Annotated in this window: 10 protein-coding genes; 5 read left to right on the plus strand and 5 right to left on the minus strand. The window is 35.3% G+C overall.

Annotation, left to right across the window (positions count from 1 at the left end):
- Positions 1-59: 59 nt before the first annotated feature.
- The 4 genes from FFWV33_RS08885 to FFWV33_RS08900 all read right to left on the minus strand — a co-directional run bounded on the left by FFWV33_RS08885 (position 60) and on the right by FFWV33_RS08900 (position 5,259).
- A complete protein-coding gene (locus FFWV33_RS08885; protein WP_108740578.1) occupies positions 60-1,892 on the minus strand; it encodes an ABC transporter ATP-binding protein in 1,833 nt (610 codons plus the stop codon).
- A complete protein-coding gene (locus tag FFWV33_RS08890) occupies positions 1,892-3,619 on the minus strand; it encodes a phospho-sugar mutase (protein WP_108740579.1) in 1,728 nt (575 codons plus the stop codon). Before FFWV33_RS08890 ends, FFWV33_RS08885 begins: the two co-directional genes overlap by 1 nt.
- 147 nt (positions 3,620-3,766) lie before the next feature.
- Complete coding sequence (locus FFWV33_RS08895; RefSeq protein ID WP_108740580.1) at positions 3,767-4,723, minus strand: glycosyltransferase family 2 protein; 957 nt, start codon at positions 4,721-4,723, stop codon at positions 3,767-3,769.
- Complete coding sequence (locus FFWV33_RS08900; protein WP_108740581.1) at positions 4,723-5,259, minus strand: DUF4199 domain-containing protein; 537 nt, start codon at positions 5,257-5,259, stop codon at positions 4,723-4,725. Before FFWV33_RS08900 ends, FFWV33_RS08895 begins: the two co-directional genes overlap by 1 nt.
- A gap of 244 nt (positions 5,260-5,503) precedes the next feature.
- Between FFWV33_RS08900 and FFWV33_RS08905 the strand changes: the two genes are divergently transcribed.
- The 5 genes from FFWV33_RS08905 (at position 5,504) to FFWV33_RS08925 (ending at position 14,150) form a co-directional block, all read left to right on the plus strand.
- Complete coding sequence (locus FFWV33_RS08905) at positions 5,504-5,755, plus strand: type B 50S ribosomal protein L31 (protein ID WP_108740582.1); 252 nt, start codon at positions 5,504-5,506, stop codon at positions 5,753-5,755.
- Between the two features lie 145 nt (positions 5,756-5,900).
- On the plus strand, positions 5,901-7,076 hold the full coding sequence (locus FFWV33_RS08910) for a GlmU family protein (protein ID WP_108740583.1): 1,176 nt from the start codon (positions 5,901-5,903) through the stop codon (positions 7,074-7,076).
- Positions 7,077-7,410: 334 nt separating this feature from the next.
- Positions 7,411-8,883 carry an alanine/glycine:cation symporter family protein gene (locus FFWV33_RS08915; protein ID WP_108740584.1) on the plus strand — a complete coding sequence of 491 codons (1,473 nt, stop codon included), beginning with the start codon at positions 7,411-7,413 and terminating at the stop codon, positions 8,881-8,883.
- Between the two features lie 240 nt (positions 8,884-9,123).
- Positions 9,124-10,758 (plus strand): ABC-F family ATP-binding cassette domain-containing protein, encoded by a 1,635-nt coding sequence (locus FFWV33_RS08920; RefSeq protein ID WP_108740585.1) that lies wholly within the window; start codon positions 9,124-9,126, stop codon positions 10,756-10,758.
- A gap of 179 nt (positions 10,759-10,937) precedes the next feature.
- Positions 10,938-14,150: a TonB-dependent receptor gene (locus FFWV33_RS08925; RefSeq protein WP_108742504.1), complete on the plus strand. Its 3,213-nt coding sequence runs from the start codon at positions 10,938-10,940 to the stop codon at positions 14,148-14,150.
- Between the two features lie 62 nt (positions 14,151-14,212).
- Here the strand turns inward: FFWV33_RS08925 and FFWV33_RS08930 are convergent, their stop codons facing one another.
- Positions 14,213-14,515, minus strand: coding sequence for a GNAT family N-acetyltransferase (locus FFWV33_RS08930; protein WP_108740586.1), 303 nt, complete (start codon positions 14,513-14,515; stop codon positions 14,213-14,215).
- Between the last annotated feature and the right edge of the window lie 209 nt (positions 14,516-14,724).

Consider the following 14,724-nt stretch of genomic DNA (forward strand, 5'->3'; position numbering starts at 1 on the left):
TTAAGGCCTTTGAGTCTTGATGATAAATAGCATAATCTATGCAAATGTAGTCAAGTATATTAGGACTCGAAGGATTGCATAGTTACCAATTTGTTATATGTACCATTTAAGGCTATAAGTTGTTCATGGCTACCTTGTTCCACGATTTTTCCTTTTTGCATGACAATAATTACGTCTGCTTTTTGAATCGTAGAGAGACGGTGTGCAATTACTATCGAAGTTCTATTCTGCATCATATTTTCAAGTGCAACTTGTACAAATTTTTCGCTTTCGGTATCCAAAGCAGAGGTTGCTTCGTCCAAAATCATAATCGGCGGATTTTTCAATACAGCACGAGCGATTGATAAACGTTGTTTTTGTCCACCTGAAAGTTTGTTTCCACTATCACCAATATTAGTGTGAATACCTTGCGGCAGTTCATTTACAAATTCTAAAGCATTTGCAATTTTAAGTGCGGCAGTAATTTCTTCATCAGATGCATCTAGTTTTCCGAGTGCGATATTTGCTTTAATGGTGTCGTTAAATAAGATACTATCTTGCGTTACAAGTCCCATCAAGCCACGTAATGACTGTAAATTCATGTCTTTGATGTTGATTCCGTCAATGGTGATGGTTCCATCATTTACGTCATAAAAACGAGTCAATAAGTTAGCAATCGTACTTTTTCCACTTCCAGATTGTCCAACAAGGGCAACTGTTTGTCCTTTTTTGACTGACAGTGAGAAATCTTTTAAAACGGCTTCATCTTCGTACTTGAAATTAATGTTTTGAATACTAATTTCAGATTCGAATGTTGTTTTGATCGTTGCATTCTCTTTCGATACAATTTCGTTTTCTACTTCTAGAACCTCAAAAACTCTTTCGGCAGCGGCCAGTCCATTTTTCACAGCATAAGATGCTTTTGAGATGGCTTTTGCAGGCGTTAAGATGTTGAATGCTAAAGTTAGGTAAACGATAAAAGCTGATCCGTCCAAGGTTTTATCTATCAAAACCAAGTTTCCTCCGTAGAATAATAAAATCGCAATCGTAGTTACTCCCAGAAACTCACTTAGCGGTGTAGCCAGATTGTTTTTGGTACCAATACTGTTCGAAAGATTTAATAATCGCATCACAGAACCGTCAAATCTATTTTTGAAATTAGGCTCAGAGTTGTAACTTTTAATGACCTTTAGTCCACCAAGAGTTTCGTCTAGAATCGAAATCAAAAAACCACTTTCTTGCTGTGCTTCCAACGATTGTGCACGCAAGTTTTTGGCAACTTTTGAAATGATATACCCAGAAATCGGCATGAAAACCAACACAAACAAGGTTAGTTTTGTACTAATAATAAACATCGTAACCAAGGTAAATAGGATAGTCAAAGGTTCTTTGACTACCAATTCTAGAATCGAGAAAAATGAATTTTGTACCTCATTCACATCACCTAACATACGAGCCATGATGTCCCCTTTTCTTTTTTCAGAGTAATAAGAGATCGGTAAATCGATGATTTTGTCATACATCGATTTTTTCAAATCTTTCAAAACTCCATTTTTCAGGTGCATGATGTGGTACGAAGCCAAATAATTAAATAAATTTTTGAGTAAAAATGTAGTAATTACCATTAAAACAACAAAAAGCAAGGCAACTTGAATGCTGCTGCCTTGCGTTAATGTTGATATTTGGTAATAAAGGTAATCAGTCCCAAACTGTTTTATGTTCCCTATGCCAGTGTATATTGGTTTGCTAAGTATTGTTTTGGTTTTGCCAAACAACACATCTAAAACCGGTAGCAATGTTAGCATCGAAATTGTTGCAAACAAGGCATAAAGAATATTATAAGTAACATTCCAAATGATGTTGTGCTTATAAGGTTTTAAGTAGGGGAATAATTTTGTTAAGCTTTTATCCATTAGTTCAATTGCATTCCTGTAATAATATTTTGTATTTTTTCGTTCAAATAAGCGTCAGTTTCAGCAAATTTTTCAACAGATTCTAGTTCAGTATTTACGCTGATATAGAATTTTATTTTTGGTTCTGTTCCACTAGGTCTTGCACAAATTTTTGATCCGTCTTCAGTGTAGTAAATTAATACGTCTGCTTTTGGCATTGTAAGTGTTTCTACTTCGCCAGTCAAAAGGTTTTTGGCTGTAGAAGCTTTATAATCTTCTACCATTACCACGCGTTGTCCACTTATTTCTTTGATTGGATTCTCGCGAAGGTCAACCATCATTTGAGTGATTTCGGCCAAACCATCCATTCCTTTTTTGGTAAGCGAAATCAAATGCTCTTTATAAAAACCAAAATCAACATAATGCTGAATCAATTCATTGTATGCAGAGCTTCCTTTAGCTTTTGCTTGCGCGGCAACTTCACAAATTAATAGGGTAGAAGCAACAGCATCTTTGTCACGTACGGCATCACCTACCATGAAACCAAAGCTCTCTTCTCCACCACCAATAAACTGTGATTCAGGAAAATCTTTCACCATTTTGGCAATCCATTTAAAACCAGTCAAACCGCTTTTGTATTCCACATCATAAGCCGTAGCCAATTCCATAACCATTGGAGTAGATACAATTGTAGAAGCAATAAATTGTTTTCCGTTTAATTTACCAGCAAGTTTCCATTTTTCTAACAAGAAAGCCGTCATCAAAATCATAGTTTGATTTCCGTTCAATAATGTCATTTGACCATCATTATTACGTACAGCAACACCTAAACGGTCACAATCAGGGTCAGTACCAATCACGATATCTGCATTGATTTTGTTAGCCAATTCGGTTGCCATTTTCAAGGCTTCAGGCTCCTCAGGATTTGGTGATTTTACCGTTGGGAAATCTCCGTTTGGCTCTGCTTGTTCTTCAACAATATTTACATTTTTGTAACCTGCTTGCGCTAAGGTTTGTGGTGTAACTGTTATTGATGTTCCGTGCAAAGACGTAAAAACAATGTTCAAATCATCTTTTGCAGCAGCTGGAGTATCAAAACTAGCATTTGCTATAGTAGAGTCAATAAAAGCTTTGTCAACCTCTTCACCTATATAATGAATCAAACTTTCGTTTGCTTCAAACTTGATTTGATTGTATTTTAAATTCTCAATAACGTTGATAATTGCACCATCTTCTGGTGGAACAATTTGTCCACCATCTTGCCAGTATACTTTATATCCGTTGTATTCTGGAGGGTTGTGCGATGCTGTTAAAACAATACCACAATGGCAATTTAAGTGTTTTACTGCAAACGATAATTCTGGAGTTGGTCGCAAGGAAGAAAATAAGTAGACTTCAATTCCGTTTGCCGAAAATACATCAGCAACCACTTTTGCCAAAGTATCACTATTATGACGACAGTCATAAGCAATAACCGCTTTCAAAGGTTGATTAGGGAAAAAGGTACGCAAGTAATCAGATAATCCTTGTGTACTTTTTCCTAAAGTGTATTTGTTGATTCTATTATCGCCAGCACCCATGGTACCACGCATTCCACCAGTTCCAAATTCTAAACTTTTGTAGAAACTCTCTTCCAATTCTTTTGGAGAGTTGGCAATCAAAGCCTGAACTTCTTCTTGTGTTTTTGTATCAAAAACAGGGCTCAACCACTCATTGGCAGCGTCCAAAATGTTTTGTTTAATTTCCATTTGTGTTGTTTTTTGTTATTAGTTTATTTTTTAGGAGCTTCATCCTGCTCCCGACACTTCGGGACGTTTCAATCTTTTTTGGGAAAAATTAATGCCCCCAAAAGGATGTCTCCCGACACTTCGGGACTATCAGGGCTAGGACATTCTTTATAAATTAACCATTGTTGCTACCTTATATCTTTCTTCATTATTTTTAGTTCTCAAAATGATTTCTCCCAAGAAACCAGCCAAAAACAATTGTGTGCCCAAAATCATGGTGGTCAAAGCAATATAAAACCAGGGATTATTAGTAACAAGGCTATATCTCATGTCATTATATACATGGTACAGTTTTGAAACACCAATATAACCTGCGGCAAAAAATCCAATGATAAACATTATAGAACCCATGGCTCCAAATAAGTGCATTGGTCGTTTTCCAAATTTAGATAAAAACCAAATAGTAATCAAGTCTAAGAAGCCATTTACAAAACGCTCCATACCAAATTTGGTTTCACCGTATTTTCTTGCTTGATGAATTACAACTTTTTCACCTATTTTTCCAAAGCCAGCATTTTTTGCTAATACCGGAATGTAACGGTGCATTTCGCCTGAAACCTCTACATTTTTGACTACGATATTTTTATACGCTTTCAATCCGCAGTTAAAGTCATTCAGCTGTACGCCAGAAGTTTTTCTAGCCGCCCAATTGAAAAGCTTCGAAGGAATGTTTTTTGCTACTACAGAGTCGTATCGCTTTTTTTTCCAACCCGAAACCAAATCATAATTTTGTTGGGTAATCATTTCATATAAACCAGGAATCTCGTCTGGGCTATCTTGTAAATCAGCATCCATAGTGATAATCACATCACCTTTTGCTTGTGCGAAACCTGCGTGTAAGGCCTGCGATTTACCAAAATTTTTCATGAAACGAATCCCTTTGATGTTTGGATTCACCTGTGAGAATCCTTCGATAATAGACCAAGAACTGTCGGTACTACCATCATCAAGGAAGATTACCTCGTAGGTGTATTGATTGGCCTGTATCACTTTTATGATCCAGTGGTATAATTCTTTTAGAGATTCTTCTTCGTTTAAAAGAGGAATTAGTATCGATAAATTCATTAGTTAACTTGTGAGGTAGTTTTTGATTTGAAAAAAGCAGCCATGATTAATCCGAGTATTCCACAAAAGAAAAGGCTTACTACAGCTCCTTTTAATTGTTCGATAATAGAAAAAGGATCTGTTTTTCTTAAATTAGAAATCATTTCATTCAGGGACGAAGCAGGAACTCCAAATTTTTGAGACGTGCTTTTTAAATATTTTACAGTTAAGTCTAGTAATGTTTCTTTAATCGAAGGATCAATAATATTGAACAAAACCATTTTGTACCCAACAGAAATTAATAAACCTACTAATGCAGTTATGAAATAAGCGGTAAAAGCTTCTTTGAAAGGTAGGTTATCATTTAATTCAGATTTTGTTTTAACCAACATTACGGCTGGAACAATAATAAAAATAGAGAAACTCAACAAAGTAGTCCACCAAGCTATGAATAGTTCTAAATCGACCACATACATTATAGTAGTGATTAACGCTAAAATGATTCCTGTAATAATACCGTAAGTAACACCGTTTTTTTTAATTGTTTCTTGAACCATTTGAACGTAAATTTTATTTAGACTGCAAATATAACAAATCCCTGATTTATGACGGAGGAAAATTCTATTTTTGCACCGTATTAAAAATTAAACGAATAAAGATTTGATTATTGAAAAATAATTGTACTTTTGCATCCTCAAATAAACAGAGTAAAATAAAAAGTTATGGCTTGTTTATACCTTTTCTGTAAAAAAGAAAAGCCGCAAAGCAAATTATAACCAAAACAAATAAAAAAATTACAAGATGAAAAAAGGTGTACACCCAGAAAATTACAGATTAGTTGCTTTTAAAGACATGTCAAACGAAGACGTTTTTATCACTAAATCTACAGCTGATACTAGAGAAACAATTATTCACGAAGGTGTTGAATATCCAGTAGTAAAATTGGAGATTTCTAGAACTTCTCACCCTTTTTACACAGGTAAAAACAAACTTATCGATACTGCTGGACGTATTGATAAATTTAAAACTAAATACGCTAAACATATTAAATAATTTTAATTTGTTTTCAAAATACAGGAAGCCTCGCAATTGCGAGGCTTTTTTTTGGTCAAATATTTTGGTAATGCTTGCGCTAGAGAAAAATACCAATAAAAAACTTTGTAACTTTGAAGCATCATAACCTTGAAAATTTATAAAAATGAACTATATCCTTTTTGACGGTCCATCTCGAAATGCATTATTGCCTTTTACATACACCCGTCCCGTAGCAGATATTTTGATCGGAATTGTAACCATTCGTCAAAAATGGGAAATGTATTTGGGATCAACTACGACTACATTGACTGAAGAATATTTGTCTGATAAATATCCAATGGTAGAATTGGAAGAAAATGTGATGATCAACGCCTCGTTTTTGCCCAATGTAGAATTGGTAGAGTTGATCTTGGATTTAGGAAAAAACCAAGCAATTTTTAAAGGAGAAGATGTAGTTGCCTTTTATTCTGGAGAAAATCAGGAAGAGATTGATTTTGATGATTACGAAATTATCGAATTCGAATATGATACTATTACTGTAAATAATCCTTGGGATATATTTTCGAAAAACGATGCCGCTATTCGTGCCGATTTCGAACTATTGACAGAAGATAGAAAATCACAACCGATTCCGAAAAGTGTTAATGTAATCGCGCCTGAGAATGTTTTTATTGAAGAAGGAGCAAAACTAGAATTTGTAACATTAAATGCTGCTACAGGACCAATATACATCGGTAAAGATGCTGAAATCATGGAAGGATCGGTGATTCGTGGCCCTTTTGCTTTGTGTGAAGGCGCTGTGGTCAAACTAGCCACCAAAATATATGGCGCTACTACGGTTGGTATGCACTCTCGAGTAGGTGGTGAGGTAAACAACTCGGTTATTTCGGCTTATTCGAACAAAGGACATGACGGATTTTTAGGAAATTCTGTTTTGGGTGAATGGTGCAATATTGGTGCAGATAGTAACAATTCGAACCTGAAAAATAATTACGAAGAAGTGAAATTATGGAGCTATGAAACGGAAGGTTTTGCTAAAACTGGCTTGCAATTTTGTGGTTTGATGATGGGCGATCATAGTAAATGCGGTATCAACACCATGTTTAATACCGGTACGGTCGTTGGTGTGAGCGCTAATATTTTTGGAAGCGGTTTTCCTCGCAACTTTGTACCAAGTTTTTCATGGGGTGGGGCGTCAGGCTTTAGTACCTACATAACCAAAAAAGCATTTCAAACAGCAAAAATTGTAATGAGCCGTCGTAATATAGAATTTGATTCGCAAGAAGAAGCTATACTGGAGCATGTTTTTGAAGAAACTAAAAAGTGGAGGAAGGAATAATTTCGACATTTATTATAATTGAAAGCCACTAACGTAAAGAAGTACATCTTTAAGTTAGTGGCTTTTTCTATTTCGAAAATCTAAAACAAAACGATACTATTACTATTTTATAGCATATATAGGAGTGTATTTTGAGTATAATGTTATGTTTTTGCTTTTAAACTGTATATAATGTTGTTTTATGATAGAAAAGTAGATTATAATGAAATTATGTTTTTTGCAGTGTAAATTCGTATAATTCCTTTATTTTGACTTTTAGGTAGATTTATTTTGAAAAATTGTTTGAAAAATCAATGTTTTGTTGTTTTTTTGATGGTAAATTAAAAAATACCTTATGGAAGAAATTGTCGGTTTATTGAATGATATTATTTGGAGCAACGCTTTGATTTTTTTATGCTTGGCCTCTGGGCTTTATTTTTCTGTTCGTACTCGATTTGTACAAGTGCGAAAAATCAAAGAAATGGTTCGGTTATTATTTGATGGAGAAAGTACAGATTCTGGAGTATCTTCCTTTCAAGCTTTGGCAATGTCGCTTGCAGGTAGAGTAGGTACGGGTAACATTGCAGGTGTAGCTACGGCGATCGCCTTTGGTGGTCCTGGCGCCTTATTTTGGATGTGGGTTGTTGCTTTTTTAGGAGCTAGCACCGCATATGTAGAGGCGACTTTGGCACAAATTTATAAAGAGAAACACTTAGGAGAATTTCGTGGAGGTCCTGCTTATTATATCGAAAGAGGATTAGGGGTGAAATGGTTTGCTATTGTTTTTGCAGTAGTATCTGTTATATCGGCAGGATTATTTTTGCCGGGTGTTCAAGCGAACTCTATTGTAGTCGGAATCGAAAACTCGTTTCAAATTGAAACCTGGATGACAGGATTGTTGGTAGTGGCTATTTTTGCAATTATTGTTTTTGGTGGTGTGAAGCGTATAGCAAAATTTACCGAATATGTAGTGCCGTTTATGGCTATTGGGTACATCATCTTAGCATTGATTATTTTAATCGTAGATTTTCATCAAATACCAGAATTGTTTGCTTTGGTTTTTAAAAGTGCTTTTAACATGGAGGCAGGATTTGGAGCTGTATTTGGTTTAGCTATTCAATATGGAGTTAAAAGAGGAGTTTATTCAAACGAAGCTGGTCAAGGTACTGCTCCACACATTGCAGCTGCTGCGGCTATTTCGCATCCAGCAAAGCAAGGTTTAGTACAAGCTTTTTCAGTTTATATTGATACTTTGTTTGTTTGTACGGCAACAGGATTTATGTTGTTGATCACAGGTAAGTACAATGTGCAAAATCCAAATTTTGGTGCTGCTGGTGCTCCTGAGTTTTTGGTGGAAGGATTACCAAACGTAGCTGTAGGCCCTGCTTTTACACAAAGTGCAATGGATACAGTTTTTCCTGGATTTGGTGGGTATTTTGTAGCGATTGCGTTGTTCTTTTTCGCTTTTACAACCATCTTAGCCTATTACTATATTGCAGATTCAAATGTTTCTTATTTGACTAGAAAGTTTGAATCACCTATCTATTCATATGCATTAAAAGTGGTGATGATGGGTGTAATCATGTACGGAGCAGTTAGTCAAGCTTCATTGGCTTGGGGACTTGGAGATATTGGAGTAGGATTGATGGCGTGGTTCAACATTATCGCAATCTTATTATTACAAAAACCTGCTCTGAAAGCATTAAAAGATTATGAAAAACAATTGGCAGAAGGTAAAGACCCTGCTTTTGATCCTGATGATATTGGGGTATCAAATGCTCATATTTGGCATACGATCAACAAAAAAGAAGGAGAGAAAACTGTATAATTACAAACCTCTTCACGCTGTTTAATTTACAACAGGAATTGTCTCGAAATATCGGGATAATTCCTGTTTTTGTTTTATGACCCAAAAGAGTGAAGGTATTAGGCAGAATTTGTGATACCATTCAAGAAAATATTTCTGATTATTCAAATGGTCATGCTGCTTAATTGAGCTATATTTGCACTTTTAAATTTAGAAGATTAAACATTTTAATTTCTAACTCAAAACTTATAACTTCTTAGAATGATTACAATAAACGATATTTCAGTAAACTTTGGCGGAACAACGCTCTTCAGCGATGTTTCTTTTGCCATTAATGAAAATGATAAAATTGCCCTAATGGGTAAAAATGGTGCTGGAAAATCGACACTATTGAAAATTATTGCAGGACAAAGCAAACCGTCTACCGGAAGTGTTTCTACCCCAAAAGAAGCTGTAGTGGCCTATTTACCACAGCATTTGTTAACTACAGATGGTGCAACGGTAATGGAAGAAGCTTCTAAAGCGTTTGGTGAAATTCTAGGTATGAAAGCTGAGATTGACGAAATTAATGAGCAATTGACCATTCGTACTGATTATGAAAGCGATGGCTACATGAAATTGATCGAAAGAGTTTCTGACTTAAGCGAAAAATTTTATGCAATTGAAGAAGTAAACTATGAAGCAGAAGTTGAGAAAATATTAACTGGTTTAGGTTTCGAAAGAGAAGATTTTAAACGTCAAACTTCTGAGTTTTCAGGAGGATGGAGAATGCGTATCGAGTTAGCCAAAATTCTTTTGCAAAAACCAGATTTGATCTTGCTAGATGAGCCAACCAACCACATGGATATCGAAAGTATTCAATGGTTGGAAGAGTTTTTGATTAGCGAAGCTAAGGCTGTAGTGGTGATTTCGCACGATAGAGCTTTTGTTGATAATATCACCAATCGTACGATTGAGGTTACTATGGGACGTATTTATGATTACAAAGCAAAGTACTCTCATTATCTTGAATTACGAAAAGACAGACGTGTGCACCAACAAAAAGCATACGATGAGCAACAAAGAATGATTGCTGATAATAGAACATTTATTGACCGTTTTAAAGGAACATTCTCAAAAACTGATGCCGTACAATCACGCGTAAAAATGCTAGAGAAATTGGTTATTGTTCAAGTTGATGAGGTGGATAATTCGGCATTAAAGTTGAAGTTTCCACCAGCAGCACGTTCAGGACAGTACCCTGTAATTGTGAAAGAGTTGGACAAGGCATACGGAGAGCATGTAGTTTTTAAAAATGCCAATATTGTAATCGAAAGAGGAGAAAAGGTAGCCTTTGTTGGTAAAAATGGTGAAGGAAAATCGACTATGATCAAAGCAATTATGAAAGAATTGCAAATTGATAGCGGTGTGCTAGAAATTGGTCACAATGCTCAAATTGGATATTTTGCCCAAAATCAAGCGTCCTTATTAAATGAAAATGCTACCATTTTTGAAACGATAGATGATATCGCTGTTGGAGATGTGCGTACACAGATTAAGAATATTCTAGGTGCTTTCATGTTCCAAGGAGATGATATTACCAAAAAGGTAAAAGTACTTTCGGGTGGAGAGAAAACTCGTTTGGCAATGATCAAATTATTGCTAGAGCCGGTAAATTTATTAATTCTAGATGAGCCTTCGAATCACTTAGACATGAAAACCAAAGACATTATCAAAGATGCACTACGTGACTTTGACGGAACCTTGATTTTGGTTTCGCACGATAGAGATTTCTTAGACGGATTGGCTACTAAGGTATTCGAATTTAAAAATAAAAGAGTTATCGAACACTTCGAAGATATTACTGGTTTCTTGGCCAACAAGAAAATGGAAAGTATGAGCGAAATCGAAAAATAAATAGAATGTTTTAGTTAAGATAACATTAGCAATGCTAGTGTAAATTTTAGGTTAATTGAATATAAATTAAAGTTGTTCTTAAGTTTGATTTAAGTTCATTTTAAGGCGAAGTTGATTTTTAGTTAATGTGGTTTTGGGGTTCTCAAAATACATTTGTAAAAATTAAACCTCTCAAAAAAATGAAAAAAATCAAACTTTTAGAACTGCTATTTTTTCTTTTCTCAATAGCTGTTGCCAATGCTCAGATGACCACTTCGAGAGTGGCAGGAAAAGTATTTTTAGGAAATACACCTTTGGCAGATGCCAATGTTGTGTTACTGTTCACGCCAAGAAATTCTACTTTCAAAGGAACTACAGACCGCTTCGGAAGATATAGTTTTGAAAATATGCCAGTAGGTGGTCCATACAAAATCACGATTACGAGTACAGGTCTTAAAACCTTTGTCAACGCTTCTATTCAATTGTCACTTGGTGATAATGATATTCCTAATATCACTTTAATCGAAGAAGGGCAACAATTGTCTGAGATTGTGGTTAAAAGTTCAAAAAAAGTAACCAAATCTGGAGGCGCTTCTTTCAACGAACGTCAGATAAATAATCTACCAACTATAAGCCGAGGTATACAAGATATAACTAAATTGACACCTCAAAGTGCAAACAATTCTTTTGCAGGAACCAATTTTAGATACAATAACGTTACCATTGACGGATCAATTAATAATGATGCTGTTGGGTTTAGTCCTTCGCTTGGAGGAGCAACAGGTACATCAGGAATGCCAGGTAGTAGTACGAGATCCAATTCTATTAGTTTGGATGCCATACAAGACATACAAGTTTTTATCGCACCTTATGATGTAAAATTAGGTAACTTTCTTGGTGGTAGCATCAATGCCGTAACCCGCAGCGGTAGTAATGAGGTAACAGGATCAGTATATTCATTTGCTCGCAATGCCTCAATCACAGGTCGCAACTATGCAGGAGACAAAGCAAAAATGCCAAGCTCATTTGAAGATTATCAGACAGGATTTAGAGTTGGTTTTCCGATAATCAAAGACAAACTGTTTTACTTTACAAATGCAGAAGTAGCAGAACGAAAAGATCCCTTGTTTTACAATGCAGGCACTCAAGGTGCATTAATTGATGCCGCAACGGCCAAGACAATTTCAGATTTTGTTCAATCAAAGTATAACTTCAACCCAGGAAGCAGTGCCGATTATTCTATTTTTTCAAAAAGTAAAAAGTTTTTTAACAAAGTAGATTGGAAAATTAATAATAAGCACACAATGTCGCTTCGAAACAATGCAGTCATTTCAAGTGCTTCAAATCTAGAACGTGATGCCGCAAATTTTAGATTTTCAAGTATTGATTTCATTCAAAAAAGTACCTCTATCAATACTGTATTAGAATTTAAAAGTCGTTTTAATGAGCGTTTGTCAAACAATTTTATAGCAAGTTATTCTACGGTGAGAGATCAACGTAACCCAACATCGAGCAATGTTCTTTTTCCACAAGTCGAAATTGGTATCAATGGAGGAACTGTATTGCTAGGTAATGATAGAGAAGCTACAGTTTTTAATATGAAACAAAACACTACCGAAATCACAGATAATTTAACGTATAGAGCAGGAAACCATAATTTTACTTTGGGTACTCATAATGAGTTTTATGATATTAGCTACGGTTTTGTAAATGCATTAAATGGTAGAATTTCATATAAAACACTTGCCGACTTTTTAAATGCAACTCCAAGTAGGGTGAGAGGAACTTTCCCTGTTGATGGGTCTAGTCGCGATGAAATATTCAATAATCCGTATGCAAAATTCAAAGTAAATTTATACAGTGCTTATTTTCAAGACGAAATCAAAATTGGGTCAAAGTTAAAAGTAACACCAGGTATCCGTGCTGATTATACTGATGTTCCAAATAAACCACTTTTGAGTTCTTTGACTCAAAATGCAGCTGTTGATCCATTGGCAGGAACAACGTATTCTAATACACCTGTAAATCAAATTAATAGTTCGTTTTTTAAAGCCGTTTTGTTTTCACCTAGAGTAGGTTTTAATTATGATGTTAAGGGAGATAATTCTTTGGTGATCCGTGGAGGTTCAGGTGTGTTTACCGGTAGAATTCCGTTTGCGTGGTTAGGTTATGCCTTTTATAATGACGGTGTAGGCTACAATAGTTACGATGCCAACAACCTTACTGCAGCACAAGTCGCTACAAATGGTGATCCATTGGCAGCAAATGGATTAGCCAAATACCAAACACCAAATAGAAAACAAGTAGATTTAATTGATAATAATTTTAAAATGCCACAAGTAGTACGTTCTTCTTTGGCAGTAGATTACCGAATCGCTGGATATAAATTTAGTTTAGAAGGTATTTATACCAAGGTGATCCGTGATTTACAATTTCAACAAGTGAATTTGCAAGACAAGGTGAGTTATTATAGTTATGATGTAAATAAACAACAACCGATATATTCAGGTGCTAGAATAGATAATAATTTTTCAAATGCTTATTTATTGTCCAATACGAATCAAGGGCACCGCTACAGTTTAACAGGTCAAGTATCAAAAAGTTACGATTTCGGGTTCAATTTTATGGCTGCCTACACCTACGGACAGTCCAAGGATATTACCAACGGAATCAGAAATTCGATGGAAAGTAATTACCAGATGAACCAATCTTTGACTCCAAATAATCCGCAGTTGGCCTATTCAAATTTTGATATTCGTCATAGAATCGTAAGTAATTTAGGCTATCAGCTGCAAGTTGGGAAATCAAATACAGTTGCTTGTAACATGTACTTTAATGCTCAGTCTGGAGCACCATTTTCATGGGGATTTGTAAACTCAACTTTAGCAGGGACAGGACAAGCGGCGGGTCTAGCTTATATTCCTACCGAAGCAGCAGCTATTAACTTTTTTGCCGATAAGAAAAATGGTGCAATCGTTACTGAAACAGCGGCATCACAAGCAGCCAATTTTAACAACTTTGTAAGTAATGATTCGTATTTGTCTAGCAGACGAGGTACGTTTACAGAGAGAAATGGCGCTAGAACACCTTGGAATATTCAAGCCGATTTGAAAGTACAAGATGATATCAAAGTAAAAATTAACGAAACGACCTATCATACTATTCAAGTTTCATTAAGTATTGTGAACTTTAGTAATATGCTGAATCATAATTGGGGTAGAAATTATTTTGTACCTAACACATTCAACAGTACTTCGAGTGTTGGTTTGACCAAAGTAGGATCTGTAGCGGCAGGAAATGCTAACGCAGGCGATCCATTGTTCAATTTTACAACGCCAACTTCTAAGCCCTATAGCGTTGATCAATTTGCTTCTCGCTTTCAAGGGCAGCTAGGGTTGCGATATTCTTTTTAATTTTTTTGTTTTTTGTTTGATAGAATAGCCCGAAGAGTTCCCACTCTTTAGGCTATTTGTTTTTATAGTCTAATGCCAGGAGGTAAAAGTTCCTTATACACAGGATTCTTTTTGAAAAAAGTGACGATCTCTGGTAAAATAGGCACAACCTTAAGTTTTCGTTCTACAGCAATTGCCAAAATATCTTTCAAGAATTGGTCAATTACGGTTTTGTTGTTATAGTCTTCGGGCTTGTGAATTTTTGTCAAAAATATTTTTCTCTCCTGTAATGAGTATTCTACGATTAATAGACCTTCTTCGACTGTAGTTTCAAATTGTCTAGCAAAGGCATTGTCTTTTATTTCTAGTGTGCTTAAATTTTCCATTGTAATTGTATAAAATCTATTTTAAGAGTGGACGTAACTTCGGTTCATTTTGTAGTTAAGTCTCCGAATGTAAATGCTGCGTTTTGCGTTTTGTATAGAAAAGGTTTGTTTTTTTAAATCGAAAGTTGATTCTATACAAAGTTAGTCATTTGGTAGTCAGTCTACAATGATTGTATTTTATTTAACAATGTGGTTTTTATTCGAATAAG

It is taken from the genome of Flavobacterium faecale, from assembly GCF_003076455.1.
In the GTDB taxonomy this organism is placed as follows: domain Bacteria; phylum Bacteroidota; class Bacteroidia; order Flavobacteriales; family Flavobacteriaceae; genus Flavobacterium; species Flavobacterium faecale.